The sequence below is a fragment of the Corallincola platygyrae genome (assembly GCF_039544265.1).
Classification (GTDB): domain Bacteria; phylum Pseudomonadota; class Gammaproteobacteria; order Enterobacterales; family Neiellaceae; genus Corallincola; species Corallincola platygyrae.
In genome coordinates this window covers 518,142-539,954 of sequence record NZ_BAABLI010000008.1, presented here as the reverse complement: position 1 = coordinate 539,954, position 21,813 = coordinate 518,142, and the positions used below count along the sequence as shown (strand labels likewise).

The following is a 21,813-nucleotide window of genomic DNA, read 5'->3' as shown; positions in this document are numbered from 1 at the left end:
GACAAGCAAATCATGCAGAAAACTGAACGTGAGCTTCCGGCACACAAACGTGTCGCTCTGGTTGCCCACGACCATATGAAACCCGAGCTATTGGAATGGGCTTTGTTACGCAAAGCCCAGCTATCGGAGCACAGCCTGTTGGCGACAGGTACGACAGGAAAGCTGCTGGAGCAAAAGTTGGAGTTGCCGGTCAATAGTTTGCTGAGTGGCCCGATGGGGGGAGACCAGCAGCTGGGTGCCCTGATTGCCGAAGGCAAAGTCGATATGCTGGTGTTCTTCTGGGACCCACTGGATGCGGTGCCCCACGACCCAGATGTCAAAGCATTGCTGCGCCTCGCGGCCGTATGGAATATTCCGGTAGCAACCAATCAGGCGACGGCGGACTTTCTCATCGACTCCGATTTGATGAAACACGCCTACAGCACCAGGATCCCTGATTATCAGAGTTATCTGGATAAGCGAACCTAGACGCTTTTGTTTTGAGGCGCGCCAAAAACCAAAAAGCCAGGCTTATTGCCTGGCTTTTTTAATTAATCATCAGCAAACATTACTCTTTGCCGAAGATCTGGTTTTCTTGCTCTTGTACGCGAATGAAGGTCATACGCTTGGTCAGCTCTTTAAGCTGGCGTGCACCCACATAAGTACAGGCACTGCGCACACCACCAAGAATGTCCTGAATGGTTTGAATCACCGGTCCACGGTAAGGCACTGATACTGTTTTGCCTTCTGACGCACGGTATTCAGCGACACCACCAGAATGGCGCTTCATCGCTGTCGCGCTGCTCATGCCGTAAAACTGTTTGTACTGTTTGCCGTCACGCTCAACCAGTTCACCACCTGACTCATCATGACCCGCAAACATGCCGCCAATCATTACGAAGTCAGCACCGCCGCCAAAAGCTTTGGCTACGTCACCAGCACAGGCACAGCCACCATCTGAAACAACATGGCCACCCATACCGTGAGCCGCATCTGCACATTCGATAACCGCAGACAGCTGAGGATAGCCGACACCGGTCTTAACACGCGTAGTACAAACTGAACCAGGACCAATACCGACTTTGATGATATCGGCACCTACCAGGATCAGTTCTTCAACGATCTCACCCGTCACAACGTTGCCCGCCATGATGGTGATCTCTGGATAGGTTTCGCGCACGCTGCGCACATATTCAATGAAAGCTTCTGAGTAGCCGTTGGCAACATCGATACAGATGAACTGAAGCTTTGGATGATTTGCCAGGATCTCACCCAGCTTGTCAAAATCAGCTTTAGAGGTACCCGTGCTGACCATGATGTAGTTGTAAATAGACTCGTCGCTGTTGGCCAGGAACTCTGCCCACTGCTCGATAGTGTAATGCTTGTGGATAGCTGTCAGCATTTGGTGCTCCGCCAATGCTGTCGCCATTTCAAATGTGCCCACTGTATCCATGTTGGCCGCAATCACTGGTACACCTGTCCACTCTTTACCACTGTTGTGGAAGCGATAGGTGCGCACAAGCTCGACTTCAGAACGACTTTTAAGCGTAGAGCGCTTAGGACGGATAAGAACATCTTTGAAGCCTAACTTGATGTCAGATTCAATGCGCATGGTAAAACCTCTGGTAAGTAAACAAACCGGCGGACTGTAGCAAAGAGTAGCAGCTGGAAGAATTGAGGCAGAACAAACAATCAATATATTTCAGCAGGGGTCTAACCGCCGTTTCATAGGCCCCCATAAAAAAGGGGCCCTGAATAGGGCCCCTTTTCTGAAGGAATTTGCTTATAGCGCTTTGAGGATATTATCCACACTATCCTTCGCATCGCCAAATAACATTTTGCTATTGTCGTTGAAGAACAGTGGGTTTTGTACCCCAGCATAACCCGTTGCCATGGAACGCTTAAATACAATCACGTTCTCAGCTTCCCATACGTGCAGTACCGGCATGCCTGCAATAGGGCTGCCAGGCTCTTTTGCCGCAGGGTTTACTGTATCGTTGGCGCCAATCACCAATACCACATCAGTATCGCCGAAATCATCATTGATCTCGTCCATCTCCATAACCACGTCATATGGCACTTTCGCTTCTGCCAACAGAACGTTCATGTGGCCAGGCAGACGACCCGCAACCGGGTGAATACCGAAGCGAACATCAATACCTTTATCACGCAGTTTCTTGGTGATATCAGCAATTGGATACTGCGCCTGAGCTACCGCCATGCCGTATCCTGGGGTGATAATCACGCTCTTGGCACCGTTCAACATATCAGCCACATCTTCGGCTGTGGTTTCGTGGTACTCGCCCACTTCACCATCACCGGCCATGGTGCCACCTTCGGTACCAAAACCACCCAAAATCACACTGATGAAAGAGCGGTTCATACCCTTACACATGATGTAAGAGAGGATCGCACCCGAGCTACCAACTAAGGCACCCGTGATAATCAACAGGTCGTTTGACAGCATGAAACCTGCGGCTGCTGCAGCCCATCCTGAATAAGAGTTCAGCATGGAAACCACGACAGGCATATCAGCTCCGCCGATAGCGGCAACCAGGTGATAACCAAACACAAAAGCGATGAAGGTCATGATAACCAGCGGCAGCATGTTACCCGTCTGCATATACCATGCGCCCAAAGCGATAGATGCAATGACCATACCCAGGTTCAGGAAGTGTTTACCAGGCAAGCTCAGTGGCTTGCTGCTCATCACACCGTGCAGTTTACCGAAAGCAACGACAGAGCCAGTGAAGGTCACTGCACCAATGAAGATACCCAGGAAAACTTCTACATCGTGAATCGTTTTCTCTACTGAAGACTGAGTCAGCGTCTGCGCCAGCGCGGCAGCTGAGCCTGGCTCAGGGTGGGCAGCAATTGCACTTGAGAAACCAACCAGTACCGCAGCCAAACCTACAAAGCTATGTAGGATAGCGACCAGCTGAGGCATCTCAGTCATTTCAACTTTCAGCGCCAGTACAACACCGATAGCCGCACCTACCAGCATCGCGCCGGTCAGCCAGGTGATGCCGCTCATCTCTACGCTGGCGAAGGTCGCCACGATAGCGATAATCATACCGGCGATACCATAAAGGTTACCGGCTTTGGCTGTTTCATGCTTGCTCAGTCCCGCCAGGGACATGATGAATAATACAGCTGCGATCAAATACGCAGCTACCAACAAACCTTGTGACATGCGTATTTCTCCTTAGTCGCGCTGGAACATCTTCAGCATGCGCTGCGTCACGGTAAATCCACCAACGATATTGATCGTGGCGATCATGATTGCGAACCCAGAGAGCGCCAGAATTAGCGGACTGTCAGAATTCATCTGCACCAAACCACCAAGGATGATGATGCCCGAAATCGCGTTGGTTACACTCATCAACGGCGTATGCAGTGCATGGGCAACACCCCACACCACGTAGTAACCCACGATGCAAGCCAGTACGAATACAGTGAAATGAGCAAGGAAGTCTGCCGGTGCGCTGTGCGCGACCAAACCAAACAGGCCAGCACCTACCGCCAGCAGCAGAGGTTTAACCCATGGTTTCGACTTAGGCTCTTCATGAACGATTGGCTCTGCCTGCTCAGCGGGTTGTTGTGGCTGAGCACTCACCTTGATCGGTGGCGCAGGCCAGGTCACTTCACCCTCTTTAGCAACAGTCACACCACGCAACACTTCATCTTCGAAGTTGATATCGATGGTGCCGTCTTTTTCCAGGCACAGCAGCTTCATCAGGTTAACCAGATTAGTACCGTAAAGCTGACTGGATTGTGCAGGCAAGCGTGATGGGAAGTCGGTATAGCCAATCAAGGTCACACCGTGCTTAACCACGGTTTGGCCGGGTTCGGTCAATTCACAGTTACCACCGGTCAACGCGGCCAGGTCAACAACCACGCTGCCAGGCTTCATTGCTTCAACCATTTCAGCGGTGATCAGCTTAGGCGCTGGTTTACCTGGAATAGCGGCGGTGGTGATGATGATGTCAACTTCTGCAGCCTGTTCTGCGAACAGCTTCATTTCAGCTTCGATAAAGGCCTTGGACATCTCTTTGGCGTAGCCGTCGCCTGCACCAGTGTCTTCTTCTTCATAGTCCAGCGCGAGGAAGGTGCCGCCCATGGATTCGATCTGTTCAGCCACTTCAGGGCGTGTATCGAATGCGCGTACTTCCGCCCCCAGGCTGCCTGCGGCACCGATCGCTGCCAGACCGGCAACACCCGCACCAATAACCAAAACTTTTGCTGGAGGTACTTTACCGGCCGCTGTGATCTGACCGGTGAAGAAACGGCCAAACTCGTGTGCCGCTTCAACCACTGCACGATAACCAGAGATATTGGCCATTGAGCTCAGCGCATCTAACGACTGCGCACGGGAAATACGTGGAACGCTGTCCATCGCCAACAAGTTAACTTTCTTGTCAGCAAACGCTTTCAGGCGGTCTTCATTCTGCGCAGGCCAGAAGAAACTCACCAGGGTCTGACCCTCTTTAGTGAGTTCGATTTCATCTTTACCCGTTTCCGGGTCGATCATAGGTGCATTTACTTTGAATATAATATCTGCACCTGACCATAGCGCTTCGGCATCTGCGACGACTTCAACGCCCTCAGCCTGATAGGCCTCATCGGTGAAGCTGGCAGGTGCACCGGCACCCGACTGAATACTGACTTCAAAACCAAGCTTTTGCAGCTTAGTTGCGGTATCCGGGGTCAAAGCAACTCGCTGCTCGCCCGGGAGAACTTCGCGTGGCACACCGATTTTCATAGCCATGAAAACCTCCTGAACATTCGTTACAATCCCGTAGTAAGCTGGTTTTGAAATCACCTAAACAGGTCAATTTCACACCAACTTTTAATTTAATATGCAAAAAACCTGAATATTTATACACTCAATCAGGAAAATTTCCTACCGTTTTTCCAAGATTTCACTAAAAAGACAGTAGTTTTTGAAAATTTATTACAGCGCACTCTATATCGACGCATCTGGTCAGCAAACTAGACCAGTAACAAATTGATAGCTGAGGGTGAATTCACCCTCAGCTCCTGATTAGAGACAGTAGCCGTAATCTGCCGCTTCAGGTTTAATACACATGCCATAATCGGTCTTACAATCACTATCAACCTGGCACGTCGCCTTCTCTTGTTTTGCAGTAGGTTTCGCCTCAGCCGCAGGCGCTTCTTGCTCAGATGTACCGGCACAAGCCGTCATCAATCCAACAGCCATCAACATAGCCAATAGTTGTTTCATTTCAATCTCCGTGTGCTAACAAAATCACGATATACTCGTGACCGTCACCAAAGTGTAGACGGCTGGCGCAGGATACCTAGTCAATCGGCGGATTGTCTTGGGGAAAATCAAAGTGATGGCCAACCAACTATGCTATTAACTCGCACCGTAACAATTTATCTCTGGAGACGCTGAAATGGCGGTTTATGAAATCCAACATCCTCTGGTAAAACACAAACTGGGGTTGATGCGGGTAAAAGATATCAGCACCAAACATTTTCGTGAGCTTTGTGGTGAGATCGGCACCCTTCTGACCTATGAAGCAACACGCCACTTAGAAACTGAAACTATTGATGTGGAAAGCTGGAGCGGCGCAAGCGTTCCGGTGACGAACATCAAGGGTAAAAAGATAACACTGGTTCCTATTCTGCGTGCAGGTCTTGGCATGCTGGACGGAGTTATCAGCCTTATTCCTAACGCTAAGGTGAGCGTTGTTGGGCTTTATCGTGATGAAGAAACCCTGGAGCCTGTGGCTTACTTCGACAAGATCGTTGCCGATGTTCCAGAGCGCACAGCGCTGATCCTCGATCCCATGCTGGCAACGGGTGGCACACTTATCGCAACCATCGACCTGCTGAAGCAGAAAGGTTGCACCCAAATCATGGGCTTGTTCCTGGTCGCCTCTCCAGAAGGTATTGCCAAGCTGGAAGCTGCGCACCCAGACGTCGACATCTACGTCGCATCTGTGGACGAATACCTGAACGACAAAGGCTACATCATGCCTGGCCTTGGGGACGCTGGAGACAAGATCTTCGGAACCAAGTAACCAACACAGAAACTAAAAAGCCGCCTGCAGATAAATTCTACAGGCGGCTTTTTTATCGTATTTTAAAGCAAGTCGATCAGGCTTTCTCTTTTGGCAATACTAGATTCAGTATAATCGCCACGATACCGCATAGGCCGACACCTTTCAGGGTGAAGTCACCTGCACTGATGCTCATCCCACCGATACCAAATACCAAGGTGATAGAAACGATCGCCAGATTACGTGCTTTCGCCAGGTCAACTTTATTACGTACCAAAGTATTCATACCGATAGCGGCAATAGAACCGAACAACAGGCAAAGAATACCGCCCATCACAGGCACAGGAATGGTCAGCAGCAGTGCACCGGTCTTACCAACGAATGCCAGCGCAATGGCAAAACAGGCTGCCCAGGTCATGATGACTGGATTGAACGCCTTAGTCAGAGCAACCGCACCAGTACACTCACCGTAACTTACCACCGGTGGTCCACCGAAGCTGGCGGCCGCCATAGTTGCTAAACCATCACCTAAAAGAGATTTATCGATACCCGGTTTTTCGACGTAATTTTTGCCTGTCACATTACTGATCGCGAGGATGTCACCAAAGTGTTCCACCACAACAATCAAGCCTACAGGTGCAATCAGCAGGATAGCGCGCCAATCGAATGCAGGAGCCGTAAAATCTGGCACCGCAAGCCAGGCAGCTTCACCAACGGGTGCAAAATCAACGACACCAAGAATAAGTGCCAGTACATAACCAACGACGGCTCCAGCAATAATTGGCATCAGCTTCAGCAAACCTTTGGCAAACACTGCCACGCCAACGGTCGTCAGCAGCGCGACTGTCGAGATAATTAGGGCAATATCCAAATCAACCAATTGAACTGCACCATCACCCGTTTTACCCAGTGCCATATTGACCGCCACAGGTGCCAACGCGAGACCAATCACCATAATCACCGGACCAACTACCACAGGAGGAAGCAACTTCTCAATCACCTGTATACCACGCAGACGCACTAAACCACTGGCCAAGACAAATACAAAACCAGCAGCCATCAAACCACCCAGGGTGGCCGCCAAACCAAACTGGGCGACACCCAACTGAATAGGCGCGATGAAGGCAAAGGAACTTCCTAAGAAAATAGGAATCTGACGCTTGGTACAAAGTTGAAAGATCAAAGTACCAAGACCTGCGCCCAACAGCGCAATATTGGGTGACAGACCAGTCAGGATCGGTACCAGCACAAGTGCACCGAACGCGGTCAGCAGGATCTGCGCCCCCAGCAGAGGCATAGTAAAGTTCATAACGCATCCCTAATTAACAAAACCGGTCAAGGGTACCAGAATTGTTAACGTTTCCAATTGAGATATATCAGATTGGTAACTTTAGTGGCATTTGTTCTGCTCAGAGGCGGGGAACGCAGCTTTCCGAATAATCCGAATAAAAAGCTGCGAAATGATAAAGCTGATTGGGTTAACGCGTAACACTCACGGTAACAATGCGCGCGCCTTCACTGCTGGCAACAGCGGCATGAGACTGGCCAAGTTTAACCAGATGCGCATCACCCGGCATCAGGGTCACTTCAGATGAGCCGTGCTCAGGATCTTCAACCAACATTGTGACTGAACCTTCAAGCACATAGTAGATCTCTTCCTTGTCCGAATGTTGATGCAATCCAATGCTCGACCCCGGCTCCATATAGAAGTCGGCAAACATGTTGATGCCACATTCCGACAACCCTTCAGCTTTATTGGCATCTTCACTGAAGAGCCACTTGGTCCAAACTGTGCCCTCACCTTTGCGATAGTCTTCAAAGTCAGGATTTGGATGGCAAGGGTGATACTTAACCGTAGCGACCTCTTCACCGCGTTTAAATACAGCGCTATCAACGGCTTGGTGATAGACAGGCGTTTCATCTATTTGGTGGAACTCCTGCTCGGTATAAACATAACGGGAAAGTTTCATACGAATCACGACCTAGGCTTATTAATTTTGAGTAAATATGCATTAAAAGACGGCTAATGCGCATAAATACAGATCAAACAACAATAAACTATTCACAATTAAAAACGGGAGTACTCAATAGTCTAGCTGAGCAGCTCCCGTTTTAAATGTCAGTTTACTGACTTGGTTTAACTTTCTAACGCTAAGCGTTTCGCTGACTGATAGTCCAACTTACCACTGCCCAGCTTAGGCAGCTCAGGCAGCTGAAGCACCTTGGTAGGAAGATAAAGGTTTGTCAGCGCCCCCTGCTTTACTCCCTCACGAATAGATTCAAGGGTGATCGTCTGTTCACTCAGGAGGACTAACTTCTCGCCTTTTTTATCATCTGGAACACTCACGACCAGTAAAGACAATTCATCATTTTGCTCCGTCAGATAATCAGTGAGAGCCTGCTCAACCGCAGACAAGCTGATCATCTCCCCAGCGATCTTGGCAAAACGTGAATACCTGTCGACAACGGTCAAAAAGCCATCTTCATCCAACTTGCCTTTATCTCCAGTGATATACCAACGGATCCCATCCAGTTCAATGATGGTGTTATTGGTTCTTTCTTGGTCATCCAGATAGCCTTTCATCACCTGAGCGCCACCAATCAGAATCATACCCTCTTCATTAACCCCTAAGGTCTCATGACTTTCTGGATCAACGATGCGGAAACTACTGCCGGGTAAAGGCATGCCTACGGTGCCGGGTTTGTTACCTTTCTGCACATACCAATAGCGGGTATCCAGCTGATCCGGAATATTCACACTGGCGACCGGCGTCGTTTCTGTGGTGCCATACCCTTCCACGACATCCAAGCCATACTTCTGCTGGAACCCTTCACGCACTTTGGGATCCAAACGCTCAGCACCAGAAACAACCAGTCGCAGAGATTTCAGCATCAATGGATGAGACTGGTTACTTCGGGTCATCAGACGAAGCAGGCTGGAGGTGGCACAGTACATGGTGGCACCATGCCGAGCGATCGCTTTACTGATACGTCCCACATCCGTCGGATCTGGATGTGACACCAGAGGGATCCCCTCGATCATCGGCATAAGCGTGGTTACGGTTAAGCCAAATGCATGGAACAGAGGTAACGAGCCCATCATTACATCCTGATCCTGGGTATTGAGCAGATCAGATACCTGTTTGATATTGGCCATCAAATTCTTATGAGTAAGCTGTACACCTTTTGGCTCGCCTTCACTGCCAGACGAGAATAGGATGGCGGCAACTTGTTCAGGCGCAACGCGAGCGACCATCAGCCGCTGCAATAGCGGTACAGGCAGTAATTTAATCAAACCCAGTCGACATAAGATGCCAACTTTCGACATTCCCGCGAACAGTTGCTCCAGGTAGATAACATCCACCTGTTCCAGTAATGCCTGAATTGCTATGCCACGCTTTTCCAACTGACGGACGAACCGCTGTGACGTCACAATACGCGTCAATCCGGCTTTTTCAGCACAGTTCCGCATGGTCGTTACCGGTGCCGTATAGTTGAGGTTAACCACCTCTTTGCCCTGCATCAGTAACGCCATATTGGTCAACGCACCGCCATTGCTGGACGGCAAAAGCACTCCAACCCGGCTGTGCTTAACGCCTTTCACCAAATTACTACCTAACCAGCTGGTGACCGCCAACGCTTTATGTCCGGACAAAGCCTTGCCATCACTGTCTATCAGGAGGTTTTCAGAGCCCATGCGCGCAGCGCTGCGAACCCATGCGGCAGGCACTGATGGTAAATGCTGCGTATAGTCATCCCACGCGGGGACAGAAAGCTCCAGCACCCGCTGTTTCAGTTGTTCTGGTTGAGTAGTAATTGGCATGGGCTGACCAAAACAGACCATTACATCTCGACGGCGACCTTGCTGACGGCTGTCACGAAGTTTGTTGCTGGCGCGGGAGAAACGACTTCCCCACATACCACGCAGGTAGAACGGCAGGATCTTCACCTCTTCATCGGCTTTGGCCGCGGCTTTGGTGTAACCGTGTTTAAACTCAGCCAACTGACCATTACGACTGATGGTACCTTCCGGGAACAGGCAGACCACTTCCCTTTGATTCAACAGCTCAGAGATACGCTCAACTGATTTGCGATAGTCGCCCTTGGCGATAGGCACCACATCGAACAGACGGAAAAACCAAGTCAGATACCAACGGTTGTAGATGCTTTTTTCCATCACAAAGCGAACTGGGCGTGGGCTGGCGATCTGGATCAGCGCCCAGTCAATCCAACTGATATGGTTGCCAAGCATCAGCACGCCGCCCTGCTCAGGAATATTTCTGAACCCGTTAACGCGCAAGCGGTAGCCAGACGATGCCAGCACCAGCAAAAGGTACCGAACAAGCGATTGCGGCAGCTTAGCGACTGTATAAATGGCGCCTAAAGTCGCGACACCACACAACAACCAAATCAGAGCAGCCCCATCTATACCAATGGTCGCCAACAGAATAGTGAGAATAAGGAAGCTCAACATGCCCACGTTTTGGACAAAGTTGTTACCAGCAAGAATTCGGCCGTTTTCCTCTTCCGGCGCATGGAACTGAATCAGCGCATTCAGGGGAATAATGAACAAACCACCTGCCATGCCGATCATGATAAAGATAAGGCCAAATGCCATGGTAGAGTCAAAGTGAGGGATCAGAAACAGACCCAACGCAACGCCCGCGGCCCCCATCGGAATGGTGCCGGTTTCAATATGATGTTTTGAAATTTTGCCCGCTAGCAATGAACCAAGCATGATGCCAATACCTGAACACGCCAGCAGCCCCTGGATCACCACGGTGTTATCTTCACTTAGTGTTTCTTTGGCAAAGGCTGGAAATGCCGCCAGCATCACCTGCGACACCGCCCAAAATACAGTCAAACCAACAATCGATAGCCAGATGACATCGTTCTTTTTTATCGTTCCCAGATTGCGCAGCAGGTACTGCCCTTTTCGGTAGGCCTTAAAATCAAACTGCATTTGGGTATCTGTAGGTTGCGTTTGAGGCAAACGGTAAGCCATCAACAACTCAACAATAGAAAACGCCACCAGACTCCAACCTAACGGTGCAATCTCTTGTAACAGCTGACTTTTCTGTTGGATATCGACACCACTCAGACGCATTTCAAACAGGATCGAGTAGGCAAAAATGCCCCCGAGGATACTGATCGTGGTGATCGCCTGCACAGCGCCATTGCCGCGTGCCAGTCGCTCTTTACCCAGCAGCTCTTTGATGTAGCCATACTTGGCGGGTGAATAGATGGCACTTTGCAGCGCCAGTAGGAAGGTGAGCGCGAAAGCGGCCCAAAACCACCCAAGGTAATAACAGGCCGTGATCCCTAAGGTGACAACCACCGCGGCCCAGGCGCTGAACTGCATGACTCTGTGTTTGGGGTATTTATCTGAAATAAATCCGGATGGCGAAAATAGTAAGATAAAGGGTAATAAGATCAGCGCGTTGATAATGGCAGTTAACACCACTTGTGTAGTGCCATCATAGGTTTTGAAAATGGTGTTCTGAATAACAATCTTATGCCCTAAGTCGACAAAAGCATTCAGAAACACCATAACCAAGTAAGGTAGGTATCCCTTAATTCGCATCATTTGCTAGCTCCATGACCAAATATATGAGGTCAGATTAAGGAAATAAGACCAAGAGCAATACATCTCTCTTCCAAACGCCTTATCTTACGACCATTCGTATCACTATTTGATACTTTCAAGATGAATCAAACTAAACAGCTCCACCTGGCACTGAAAACCATACTTAAACAGCAACAAAAAACCTACGCCGATGTTGCACAATGCCTGCAATTGTCGGAGCCATCGGTCAAACGTCTGTTTTCTCAGGGCGCTCTAACCGTTCAGAGAATCGAAACGATTTGCTCCTGGTTGGGGACTGATCTGTTTGCCCTGCTGGAAACGATGGAACACCTTCGTCCCAAACTCGATCAATTGAGCTTTGAGCAGGAGCAGACACTGGTCAGTGATCCCTTACTTCTCTTGATTGCTGTCAGTGCACTGAATTTCTGGCAATTCGAGGAGTTGCTCGAACACTACGATTTGGACAGCCATACGTTAATCAACAAATTGGCGGAGCTGGATCGCATGGGGATCATCGAGTTGCTGCCAGGAAATCGCATCAGGATCCTGGTCAGCACCACTTTCCGCTGGTTATCCCGGGGGCCCATCCAAACCTTCTTCAGAGAAAGTGTTGAAAAGGAGTTCTTTCAACATGGTTTTAACGACAACACCAGCCAACTGGTTTGTATTAACGGCATGTTGAGTGATGACGCCCTTTATCAGTTGAGTGAAGAGTTAACAAAAGTAGAACAAAAGTTCGTACAACTTAACCAGACACAGCGCCGGTTACCTATCTCCCAAAAGCACGGCACTACGCTGGTAATGGCCTATCGACGCTGGCAATTCAGCGAATTTAATAAGTTTAGGAAATAACGTTTTAAATTGTTTACAACTCCTTAAAGTAAAATTTTTGTAAAGCGGGTCGCGATTTAACTACTCCCTGCTGGATCGAATGTTTTTAGAACAGTAGCTTATACTGTGAGATGTATAGCGTGGGGCGGCAATGTTTAAGCCAAATGAAGATGCCAGCAAGGTAAGCTGGCTGATCGAAAATATTGAAGAGACGGACCTCCCTACACTTGAAGAATTGAAAGAGGCGTTGAGCACTTCGCCTTTTGCCGCCTACTATTTTCTCGAAACCTCCGTAGAAGAAGCGATCGAGCAGCTCGCGCTGCAGCTCACGCAGCCCCCCTCAGACGACAAATCATTTGAGATTCCCGTAGCAGAGAAGCGTGACGCCCAGCTTCGCGTTGCAATAAGCGATGACCGCATGATTGCAGGCATTGAAGTCACGGGTGCATTTGGCGGAAACCAAATCGACCTGGAAGCGCTTCACTACCAACTGACTGCGGAAGAGGTCAGCTTCGGAATTAACCAAACCAAACTTGAAAAAATTGCTGCTCACCTTAAAACCATTGCACCAGGTGAAGTGTTCCAGTCTGTTGTGGCACATGGTAAGCCACCCAAGGCTGGTGAAGATGGTGTCGTCAAACAACTAGCCAGAACGGCCAAAGATCGTGTGCTCCGCCCTCGAGAAAAAGAAGATGGCAGTGTTGATATGCGCGACTTGGGAGATCTGGTCACTGTAGCCACTGGCACCCCGCTGATGGAACGAGTACCCGCCACCGAAGGCGCAGCAGGCACCGATGTTTGTGGTAAGCCCATACCTCCAGTCCCAGGCAAACAACCCCCGCTCAATGCGGGTAGCGGCACAAGATTTAATGACGCCAACCCCAACCTACTCGAGTCAGATAGAGAGGGTGTACCTGTCGAAATTGAAAACGGCATGATGGTTGATGACGTACTAGTCATTGCCAAGGTCGATGTCACCACAGGTCATGTCCGTTTTAAAGGCTCTGTCATCATCGAGGGTGATGTTGGCGAAGGAATGGAAATCGAAAGTGGTGGAGATATCACCGTTGGCGGCAGTGTCAGCTCAGCAACACTCAATGCCACAGGCAGTATAACCATCGCCAAGGGCATCATTGGCCGTCCAATCGAACATGAGATTGAAGAAGGCCAAAGTCATATGGACCACCTCAATTGTCATGTCACAGCGAATGTCGACGTTGCGGCAAATTTTGCACAATATGCCTCACTTAAGGCAGGAAGGAATGTAGCCCTGAAAAGACAGGCCAGCCATTGTGATATCAAAGCGATGGAAACGCTGCTGCTTGGTGACGAAGAGATGCCAAGAGGAAAGCTATTGGGTGGCAAAGCTCAGGTGGGCGAAAGAATCATCTCGGGAGAGATAGGTACCACCGCTGGCGCCAAAACCATGGTAGACATGTCCTACAAACTCTCGGCCATCAAAGCACACGTGCAGGAGTCTGCCAGAGAGCTGAAACGAGTCTCATCTGAAGTGGTTGAAAACGCCACCATCATTAAGCAGCTCAAGTCTGCTGGAAGCCCCGATATGCTGCCAATGCTGAAAACCGCCGTGGATGAATACAAGGCAGCCAAGGCGGAAGTTGGTCAGTTGCAAACTGAAGTAGACCAATTAAAGCGCGAGCTAATCCGTCTGCAACAAGAGTGCAGAGTAACGGCCCATAGCAAACTGCACTCACGACTGACCGTCCAGTTTGGTCGTTCCCGTGTTACCAGCGAGCGAGATTATGGCCCCTCGACCATCAAACTGACCGCCGAGGGATTGCAGATTACGCCACTTTAGGTTGCTTTTAGCCCTTGAACTTGGGCTCTGCGAGCCCGGCGACTGGCACTTCGACCGCGAAAATACTGCCAGACAGTGGATACTGCGCCTTTTCCGGTGAGTAGGTGGTATCAGCCGTGGTGATATAAAGTGTTTTAAGATCTGCACCGCCAAACGCCACCATAGTCGGATTCTTGGCTGGCACAGCAATGGTGTTAACGATTTGACCTGATGGACTGATCCGAACCACACGACCACCACCATAAAGCGCACTCCAGTAGTAACCTTCACTGTCGACTGCTGCGCCATCAGGACGGCCCCAACCATGGGGAAAACGAATAAACTCTCTTTCGTTACTTACCTGTGCCGTGGCAACGTCATAATCACAGGCAAACACCACATGGCGAGGTGTATCTGAGTAATAGAGGGTCTTTCCATCAGGACTAAACGCCAGGCCATTAGAGGTCCAGTTGTTTCCCACTAATTTACTCGTTTCCAGCTGTGTATTCAGGCTGTAGTAGTGGCCACTGTAATGGTCTTTGTTCGGATTCAGCGTACCAGCGAGAAAGCGTCCCGCTGGATCGCAGCGACCATCGTTAAAGCGTTGATGAGGCTTGTCAGCCTCCGGGTCGGCTATCGGAGTTATACCCCCAGCCATCGAATCAATAAAGACAAAACCGGAGCGCAGACCAGCGACAAAGCCACCTTTTTCGCGTAGTGCAAAACAACCGATCTCTTCCTCCAGTTGAAGAAAGGTATTCTCGCCAGTCGCTGGATCAAATTGATGAAGTCGTCCCGCATCAATATCTACCCAGTACAACTTGCTCTGCTCATGATCCCAGCGTGGACACTCTGCCAATTGGGCGCAGTTAGCCAATACAGTTACCACTTCACTCATATTTATTCTCCATGCGGGAACAGAACAATTTCAGAACCGCACACTATAGCCCACCGGGCTACACTGGCAAACCGCAATCACTCGCAGTATCATTCAGGCCGTTTTTTGACCTTGGGTACAACACACCAAACTGATGGCGTTAATTGAATATCACCCACCAACATTCCCTGCCTTTGAGCTGATCTATCAAGACGATGCCTTGCTGGTTTTTAATAAACCCAGCGGGCTTTTGACCGTAGCAGGTAAAGCTATAGAGCATAGAGATAGCCTGGCGGTCAGAGTTCAACGCGTTTGGCCTGAGGCTCGTATCGTGCATCGATTGGATATGGCGACTTCAGGCTTAATCGTGATTGCTTTGGGGGCAGATAATCATCGCGCACTCAGTCGGCAGTTTGAAACACGGGCAACGAAGAAAACTTACCATGCCCTTATCTGGGGGCATCCAGAACAGAGTGAAGGCACTGTCGACTTACCACTGATCTGCGATTGGCCCAACCGCCCTAAGCAGATGGTAGATCATGAGCGCGGCAAACCCTCGCAAACTCTCTGGCGGGTTATTGGCGAAGGTGAAAAACACTCCGAAGTGGAGCTAACCCCGATAACAGGGCGAAGTCATCAGTTACGGGTACATATGCTAAGCCTCGGCCACCCCATTTTGGGCGATCGCCTTTATGCACACGAAGACGCGCTGGCTCTCGCCTCTCGCCTGCAACTTCATGCGTCAACCCTGGGCCTCTACCACCCAATCAGCAATGAATGGCTGACTTTTGAGGCACCGTGCCCGTTTTTGGGTAAACCTTTACCAACTTCGGTCGATAAACAGATAGGGTTTGTTGCAAATCACTAACAGATACGGATGCTAATACGCGCTATCGTCCCAATCCTGGCATGGACAATCAGCTTTTTGTCCTACTCCGCTTTGGCGAGTTCGCTCGACAATTTGTCGCGCTATGATCGTGATGGCGAGTTGATCACATTGGGACAGGGCGACAATGCATTCCAGGCTTTAAAACGAGACGCACTCACACCACAAACCAAGGGCGTTGCAATTCTGGTTCCCGATTGGAGTGTCCCCCCCAGCCAGCAGCAGGGTGTGGGCTACCTAAGCGAACTGATGCCAAACCATGGCTGGGTTACCATTGCCATAACGGCGCCACCACAACTGCACAACCCCAATTACACGTCTCCTTTGGAAAAACCTGAAGAGATAGACACAGCCAGAGAAGCCCCGACACCAGCTCACCCTATTCAAGCTGACGAATGGCTGAACGATGAGATCCGAGAAGAACAGTCTGAAGCCTACCTGACTCAAATTATTGCAAGAATGGACGCGACAGTTGAGGAGTCCTCTAAACACCCAGGATTTTATCTGGTGATAGCCCAAGGCAGCAGCGCGGGCTGGTTAACTCAGTTGTATGAAGCTAAACGCCTTGGGCCACCCGATGCCTTAATCAATATTGGTGCTTACCTTCCCCAGCATCAGATGAACATTGCTCTGGCAGAAGCGATGGCCAAAACAGATATCCCCGTACTGGATATCTACACTCGTTATGACAACCGATGGGTACAGGACACGGTTACCCTGAGGCCTCAACTGGCGAACAAACACTTCAAACTGCATTATCGCCAGCGGGAGCTGTTTGGTGACGTCGACATGACTCGGACAGACGAACGACTTTGGAAAGAGATCTACGGTTGGTTGACCTATCTGGGCTGGTAGTAGAAGGTTGGCTGCATTAACTCCGTGATTTACGGTGCTGCTTAATCACTTCGTAGGCAGCCTGAATGTCCTGAGACTTCTGCTTAGCCAATCGCATCACCTCTTCTGGTACATTTTTACCTGCCAATTTGTCTGGGTGATGCTGAGCCATCAATTTGCGGTAGGCCTTCTTAATCTTGCTGTCATCATCTGTACGCTCTACCCCCAGCAACCTATAAGCCTGTCGTAACGCACCATGTTGAGCGCTGGGTGTTTTTGCTCGCTCTGAACGATCCTGTTGCTGCCGAAAGGCCATCTCGGCCTCGATCATCGTCAGTAAGCGATTAAAGCTATTGGTGTCAAACCCCAGTACGCGCGCGACTTCTGCCAAGAGTTTGCGCTGCTCCGATGCCAGTGGAGGCTCGGCATACGCAACCTGAATCTGCGCTTCCAGATATACCTGCAGTACATCGTGCCGGCCGGCGCAGGCGTAGCGAAATTCAGACAGAGTGCGTTCAAGTGGGAAAGCAGGATCTTTACCTTCGCGAAATGCCGCCTGAGCCTCTTTTTGTGCTTCCTCCGTTAACTGCATCTGGCGGATAACAGCGGAAACCGCTTGGATCTGCTTCGGCGTCACCTGTCCACGCGCTTTAGCAATGTGGCCCATGACACTGAACATGGCATAGAAATAGAACGCTTGTGAAGCAACCTGGGGTTGACCAAAGAGCGCGGAAAAGCCCCCCGCATGATCAATCTGTTTCGCCAGGGAACGGTCAAACAGGTGGCCTAATGCGGCGCCAAATACCATGCCTGGAAACTTGCCCAGCACAAAACCAATGGCCGCACCAAATACCTTTCCCCATATCCGCAACTTCACATTCGCCCCCATCACTATCTGCCGTGACGTTGCTGCAATTCAGCAAGCCTTTGCGGTGTACCCACATCAGTCCAGCTTCCTGTATGCAACTGCCCAGACACTCGCCGCTCGGCTATCGCTTTCTTTAATAGCGGCGCCAGCGGTGACTTACCCTTAGGCTGACCCGAAAACAATTCTGGATGATAGATGCCAACACCGGCAAAGGTATGTTTTTGACCTTCACTCATTCCAACCAGTCCCGCTTCAAGCGAAAAATCCCCTTCAGGATTGTGTTCTGGATTTGGCACCAAGACCAAATGGGCGAGCTTATCCTGCAGGCTTAAATCTCGCAGTAGCCCAAAGTCGATGTCAGTAAAAACATCCCCATTGACCACCAGAAAAGGTTCTTCACCGAGCAATGGCATAGCATTAATAATCCCACCAGCAGTTTCCAGCCCGCCGGTGGTTTCACGAGAATAGCTAATGGCGACGCCATACTTGTCACCATTGCCCAGCTTCTCTTCAATCATATGCCCAAGGTGAGCATGATTGATCACCACTTCGTCAAATCTAGCCTCAGCCAACGCGGTGAGATGATGCTCGATTAAACTAAGTCCACCGACCTCCAGCAAAGGTTTAGGAACCATATCAGTCAAAGGCCGCATTCGTTCTCCACGTCCTGCAGCCAGGATCATTGCCTTCATGATTTGTTTAGCTCCGAAAGCACCCGCTGCTCTACCCAGTTTGCAAACTCGCTTAGCTCAGGGTAACAGCCAGCAATATCCACGATATACTGGACGGTACGGGGTACATCGGGCAGATATCCGTCTTTGCCATCCCTATGGTAAAGACGTGCAAAAATACCCGCCGCCTTCAGGTGACGCTGAACTCCCATCAAATCAAACCAACGCCGAAACGTATCTTCATCAATCTCAGGGGCAAGCAACTCTTCAGCGACCAACAGGTCTTGCCAACGTGCCAGCAACTCATAAACAAGCGCGTCAGGCCAACGCACATAGCAATCCCGCAACAGTGAAACAGCGTCATAGGTAACTGGACCCACTACGGCATCCTGAAAATCGATCACACCGAGGCCATCTTCACACACCATCAGGTTGCGGCTGTGATAGTCACGATGAACGCCTCCCTGCGGCTGTTGTAAAGAGTTTTCAATCAACAAGGCAAAGGCCTCATCAACCAAGTCACGCTCTTCATCATCAAGTGAAATACCTAAATGCTTGTTTAACAGCCAGTCAGGGAACAGCGCCATTTCTCTGGCAAGAAGCGCTTCATCGAACGGGGGTAACTGCCCTTCAGCAGTTTCAGTGACCCGAATGACCTGTGGTAACAGTTGCAGCGCATGGCTATAGAGGAAACCAGCGGTTTGCTCATTCAGCTCCGACAACAACAGCGTGTCGCCAAAATCCGAGAGCAACATCATGCCCTGTTCAAGGTCGACAGAGATAAGCTCCGGCACCTTAATACCAGCCTTTAGATAGGCTTCAGCGATGGCAACAAAGGGTCGGCTGTCTTCATGAGTCGGCGGCGCATCAACCACAATGTAGCTTTGTTGATTAACCTGACAACGAAAATAGCGACGAAAACTGGCATCCCCAGAAACAGGCGAAAGTGAAATATCTTGGGTATCAAGCTGTTCATTTGCCCACTTTTCGAGCAAATCGAGACGTAGATCGGTCATTTTGCAAAATAATTCTCAATAAAATTGCTAGCAAGGTTAACAGAGTCAAAAGCGGTCAAGTATCATATCTTATTAAGTAACTTTGAATTGATGCCGAATACGTGATCGGCTCGATATCCTGCCGGACCCAATAATAAAGAGAAAACGGATGCGTTTTTTGTTGTTAGCACTGCCTCTTACGGCATCTATGTGGGCGTATGCAGAGCCGCAAGCACCTGTGGTACAACAGGAAGATATTGCTCAATTGCCAATGTCCCAATGCTACACCACTGCGGCCAAACCGCCGACCGATAGAAAAACTCTGGGTAACCTGCCTTTGGAGATCTCCGCTGGCCGCGCCGCTGGAGATGGCCAGGAGGCGAGTTTTCAGGGGGACGTTCAGTTAAAGCAGGGAGACAGAACCCTGCAGGCTGATCATGTTTCCGTCGACAGAGAGCAACAACGGGTCAATGCCGAAGGGGGCATTCGCTACTCTGACGGCTGGTTAGATATCAGCAGTGAAAAGCTGTCAGCTGACGTTACTACGGGTACCGCTGAATTGACCAAAGCCGAATACCAGTTTTCAGGTCAACTCGGGCGGGGAAAAGCTGAACGCATCGCGTTAGAGAGCGGCAACCTGGTTGTACTCGAAGAAGGCTCATTTACCACCTGTCCCGAGGGCGACAACAGCTGGGAGCTGAGAGCGGACGAAGTCATTATCAATGGTGACGAGGAGTGGGGCGAGAGTTGGGGCTCTTGGGTATACATTAAGGATACACCCGTCATTTATGTTCCCTATTTCACATTTCCCGTCAGTGACAAACGCAAAAGCGGCTTCCTTTTTCCAAGCGTAGGCAATAGCTCTGACAATGGTTTTGAGATGCAGACCCCTTGGTACTGGAACATCGGCCCCAGCATGGATGCCACCATTACTCCGCGTTACATGAGCGATCGAGGTACCCAATTAATCACTGAGTACCGATATCTGACAGAAAGACATTATGGCCAGTTCAACCTGGAATATATGAATAAAGATGACAGCCTGATCAATGAAGATGAGCGTTATCTATTTCATTGGGAACAAGAAACACGTTGGAACAAACACTGGCGTGGCTACTTTGATTACACCACCATCAGTGATGACAACTATCTCAATGACTTAGGATCTGATGTTGCTTCCAGTACAGATAACCGCTTAGAGCGCACCGCAGATGTGGGTTACTACGAGAAAGACTGGCAAGTAAACATTCGCTTACTTGATTACGAGGAACTGGGTGACTCTCTTAGCTCTCACCGTATGCTACCTGCCATTGAAGCAACCTTTAGAGAGCCTGAAGTACTGCCCTATGTAGATTTCGATCTTTATAGTGAAGTGGTTTACTTTGACCACAGAGATAGCGACATCCCAACAGCTTCTCGATTGCATATTGAACCAACTCTAAGTGTGCCACTGGGTGGGCCAAGCTACACACTGCTGACTGAAGCCAAGCTTTACCAAACGTTCTATGAACAGAACACCAAGGATGAACCATTCAATGAAATTTTCGACTCTTCTGTAAGTCGTACTCTGCCGAGTTTTCGCATGTTTGGCTCACTTAACTTCGAACGTGATGCCTCCATCTTTGGTGATAGCTATCTGCAAACCCTTGAGCCAAAAGCGCAGTACGTCTATGTACCTCATGAAAACCAGGACAATATCGGAATTTATGACACCAACCAATTGCAGTATGACTATGATTCTCTATTCCGGGCTCGCCGTTACGTTGGCCTTGATAGGATCGCAGACGCCAATCAGTTAACTCTGGGTGCAACAACCCGATTTATAGATGAAAGAAGCAGAGAAAGACTTCGTTTCAGCCTGGGCCAGATCTATTACCTGTCTGATAGTGAAGTAACGCTGACTGACGACACCACTCAGGTGACAGAGAGCCATTCGGCGCTCGCTGCAGAGTTAGATGTGTTCCTGGATCAGAACTGGTATTTCCACAACGAAGTGCAGTATGACACTTCCGAAGGCAAAACCCTGAAGAACGCGTCGATGATCAACTACCAACCTGAGCCCAATAAACGTATCCAACTGAATCACAGATATTTGCCAGAAATTACTGAGACCGACAAAGTAAATCAGCTGGGCGTGCTAGCGAGTTGGCCCTTGACTGACGGCATTCAAATGGTGGGATCTTGGTATAAAGATCTAGAAGAGAATCGCTCCATTGAAACTTACTTAGGGTTGCAGTTTGAGTCTTGTTGCTACGCGATTCGTGTTGGCTACCACAGGTACCTCAATACCAACTTCCCTGATGATGATGCCCCCGCCTCATCTCGCGATGAGTTCGATAGTGGAGTATGGGTAAACTTTATTATTAAAGGCTTCGGCGGCGCCAGCACACCTGGTTATCAGGAAATGGAGTCAGACTCTCTGTTCGGCGACTTACGAAACGAGTATATCAACAACTAG

The 21,813-nt window shown here is 49.8% G+C and carries 18 protein-coding genes; 7 read left to right on the top strand and 11 right to left on the bottom strand.

Annotated features, from left to right (window positions below; translation table 11 throughout):
- Nucleotides 1-12: 12 nt before the first annotated feature.
- On the top strand, nt 13-468 hold the full coding sequence (locus tag ABEA14_RS07820) for a methylglyoxal synthase (protein ID WP_345339351.1): 456 nt from the start codon (nt 13-15) through the stop codon (nt 466-468).
- 79 nt (nt 469-547) lie between these two features.
- Here ABEA14_RS07820 and ABEA14_RS07815 read toward each other — a convergent pair whose 3' ends face one another.
- The 4 genes from ABEA14_RS07815 to ABEA14_RS07800 form a co-directional block, all read right to left on the bottom strand.
- Nucleotides 548-1,591, bottom strand: a complete 1,044-nt coding sequence (locus tag ABEA14_RS07815) for a GMP reductase (RefSeq protein WP_345339350.1) — start codon at nt 1,589-1,591, stop codon at nt 548-550.
- Nucleotides 1,592-1,762: 171 nt separating this feature from the next.
- Complete coding sequence (gene pntB, locus ABEA14_RS07810) at nt 1,763-3,172, bottom strand: Re/Si-specific NAD(P)(+) transhydrogenase subunit beta (protein WP_345339349.1); 1,410 nt, start codon at nt 3,170-3,172, stop codon at nt 1,763-1,765.
- Nucleotides 3,173-3,184: 12 nt separating this feature from the next.
- Nucleotides 3,185-4,741, bottom strand: a complete 1,557-nt coding sequence (locus ABEA14_RS07805; RefSeq protein ID WP_345339419.1) for a Re/Si-specific NAD(P)(+) transhydrogenase subunit alpha — start codon at nt 4,739-4,741, stop codon at nt 3,185-3,187.
- A 282-nt stretch (nt 4,742-5,023) separates the two neighbouring features.
- The gene (locus tag ABEA14_RS07800; RefSeq protein WP_345339348.1) at nt 5,024-5,224 is read right to left on the bottom strand and encodes a hypothetical protein; all 201 of its coding nucleotides are present in this window, start codon (nt 5,222-5,224) and stop codon (nt 5,024-5,026) included.
- A gap of 175 nt (nt 5,225-5,399) precedes the next feature.
- Between ABEA14_RS07800 and upp the strand changes: the two genes are divergently transcribed.
- Nucleotides 5,400-6,029, top strand: a complete 630-nt coding sequence (gene upp / locus ABEA14_RS07795) for a uracil phosphoribosyltransferase (RefSeq protein ID WP_345339346.1) — start codon at nt 5,400-5,402, stop codon at nt 6,027-6,029.
- A gap of 76 nt (nt 6,030-6,105) precedes the next feature.
- Here the strand turns inward: upp and ABEA14_RS07790 are convergent, their stop codons facing one another.
- The 3 genes from ABEA14_RS07790 to ABEA14_RS07780 all read right to left on the bottom strand — a co-directional run bounded on the left by ABEA14_RS07790 (nt 6,106) and on the right by ABEA14_RS07780 (nt 11,595).
- Complete coding sequence (locus ABEA14_RS07790) at nt 6,106-7,317, bottom strand: uracil-xanthine permease family protein (protein ID WP_345339345.1); 1,212 nt, start codon at nt 7,315-7,317, stop codon at nt 6,106-6,108.
- A gap of 169 nt (nt 7,318-7,486) precedes the next feature.
- Entirely contained in the window at nt 7,487-7,978 is a 492-nt protein-coding gene (locus ABEA14_RS07785; RefSeq protein ID WP_345339344.1) for a cupin domain-containing protein, read from the bottom strand.
- Between the two features lie 167 nt (nt 7,979-8,145).
- Nucleotides 8,146-11,595, bottom strand: a complete 3,450-nt coding sequence (locus tag ABEA14_RS07780) for an acyl-[ACP]--phospholipid O-acyltransferase (protein WP_345339343.1) — start codon at nt 11,593-11,595, stop codon at nt 8,146-8,148.
- A 120-nt stretch (nt 11,596-11,715) separates the two neighbouring features.
- Here ABEA14_RS07780 and ABEA14_RS07775 point away from each other — a divergent pair, with 120 nt between their 5' ends.
- Nucleotides 11,716-12,447 (top strand): helix-turn-helix domain-containing protein, encoded by a 732-nt coding sequence (locus ABEA14_RS07775; RefSeq protein WP_345339342.1) that lies wholly within the window; start codon nt 11,716-11,718, stop codon nt 12,445-12,447.
- A 130-nt stretch (nt 12,448-12,577) separates the two neighbouring features.
- Nucleotides 12,578-14,245, top strand: coding sequence for a flagellar assembly protein A (locus ABEA14_RS07770; protein ID WP_345339341.1), 1,668 nt, complete (start codon nt 12,578-12,580; stop codon nt 14,243-14,245).
- 7 nt (nt 14,246-14,252) lie between these two features.
- Here the strand turns inward: ABEA14_RS07770 and ABEA14_RS07765 are convergent, their stop codons facing one another.
- Nucleotides 14,253-15,122 carry an SMP-30/gluconolactonase/LRE family protein gene (locus ABEA14_RS07765; protein WP_345339340.1) on the bottom strand — a complete coding sequence of 290 codons (870 nt, stop codon included), beginning with the start codon at nt 15,120-15,122 and terminating at the stop codon, nt 14,253-14,255.
- A 133-nt stretch (nt 15,123-15,255) separates the two neighbouring features.
- Here ABEA14_RS07765 and ABEA14_RS07760 point away from each other — a divergent pair, with 133 nt between their 5' ends.
- Both ABEA14_RS07760 and ABEA14_RS07755 read left to right on the top strand, forming a co-directional pair.
- On the top strand, nt 15,256-15,969 hold the full coding sequence (locus ABEA14_RS07760) for a pseudouridine synthase (RefSeq protein ID WP_345339339.1): 714 nt from the start codon (nt 15,256-15,258) through the stop codon (nt 15,967-15,969).
- A gap of 9 nt (nt 15,970-15,978) precedes the next feature.
- On the top strand, nt 15,979-16,842 hold the full coding sequence (locus ABEA14_RS07755; protein ID WP_345339338.1) for a DUF3530 family protein: 864 nt from the start codon (nt 15,979-15,981) through the stop codon (nt 16,840-16,842).
- Nucleotides 16,843-16,858: 16 nt separating this feature from the next.
- On the opposite strand, the gene djlA is transcribed toward ABEA14_RS07755, so the two are convergent.
- Genes djlA through ABEA14_RS07740 form a run of 3 tightly spaced genes read right to left on the bottom strand, consistent with a single transcriptional unit; the run spans nt 16,859 to nt 19,376 of the window.
- Nucleotides 16,859-17,698: a co-chaperone DjlA gene (djlA, locus tag ABEA14_RS07750; RefSeq protein WP_345339337.1), complete on the bottom strand. Its 840-nt coding sequence runs from the start codon at nt 17,696-17,698 to the stop codon at nt 16,859-16,861.
- Nucleotides 17,699-17,712: 14 nt separating this feature from the next.
- Nucleotides 17,713-18,381 carry an N-acetylmuramate alpha-1-phosphate uridylyltransferase MurU gene (murU, locus tag ABEA14_RS07745; RefSeq protein ID WP_345339336.1) on the bottom strand — a complete coding sequence of 223 codons (669 nt, stop codon included), beginning with the start codon at nt 18,379-18,381 and terminating at the stop codon, nt 17,713-17,715.
- Nucleotides 18,378-19,376 carry an aminoglycoside phosphotransferase family protein gene (locus ABEA14_RS07740; protein WP_345339335.1) on the bottom strand — a complete coding sequence of 333 codons (999 nt, stop codon included), beginning with the start codon at nt 19,374-19,376 and terminating at the stop codon, nt 18,378-18,380. The genes murU and ABEA14_RS07740 overlap by 4 nt, the downstream gene beginning before the upstream one ends.
- Nucleotides 19,377-19,524: 148 nt before the next feature.
- Here ABEA14_RS07740 and lptD point away from each other — a divergent pair, with 148 nt between their 5' ends.
- On the top strand, nt 19,525-21,813 hold the full coding sequence (gene lptD / locus ABEA14_RS07735; RefSeq protein WP_345339334.1) for an LPS assembly protein LptD: 2,289 nt from the start codon (nt 19,525-19,527) through the stop codon (nt 21,811-21,813).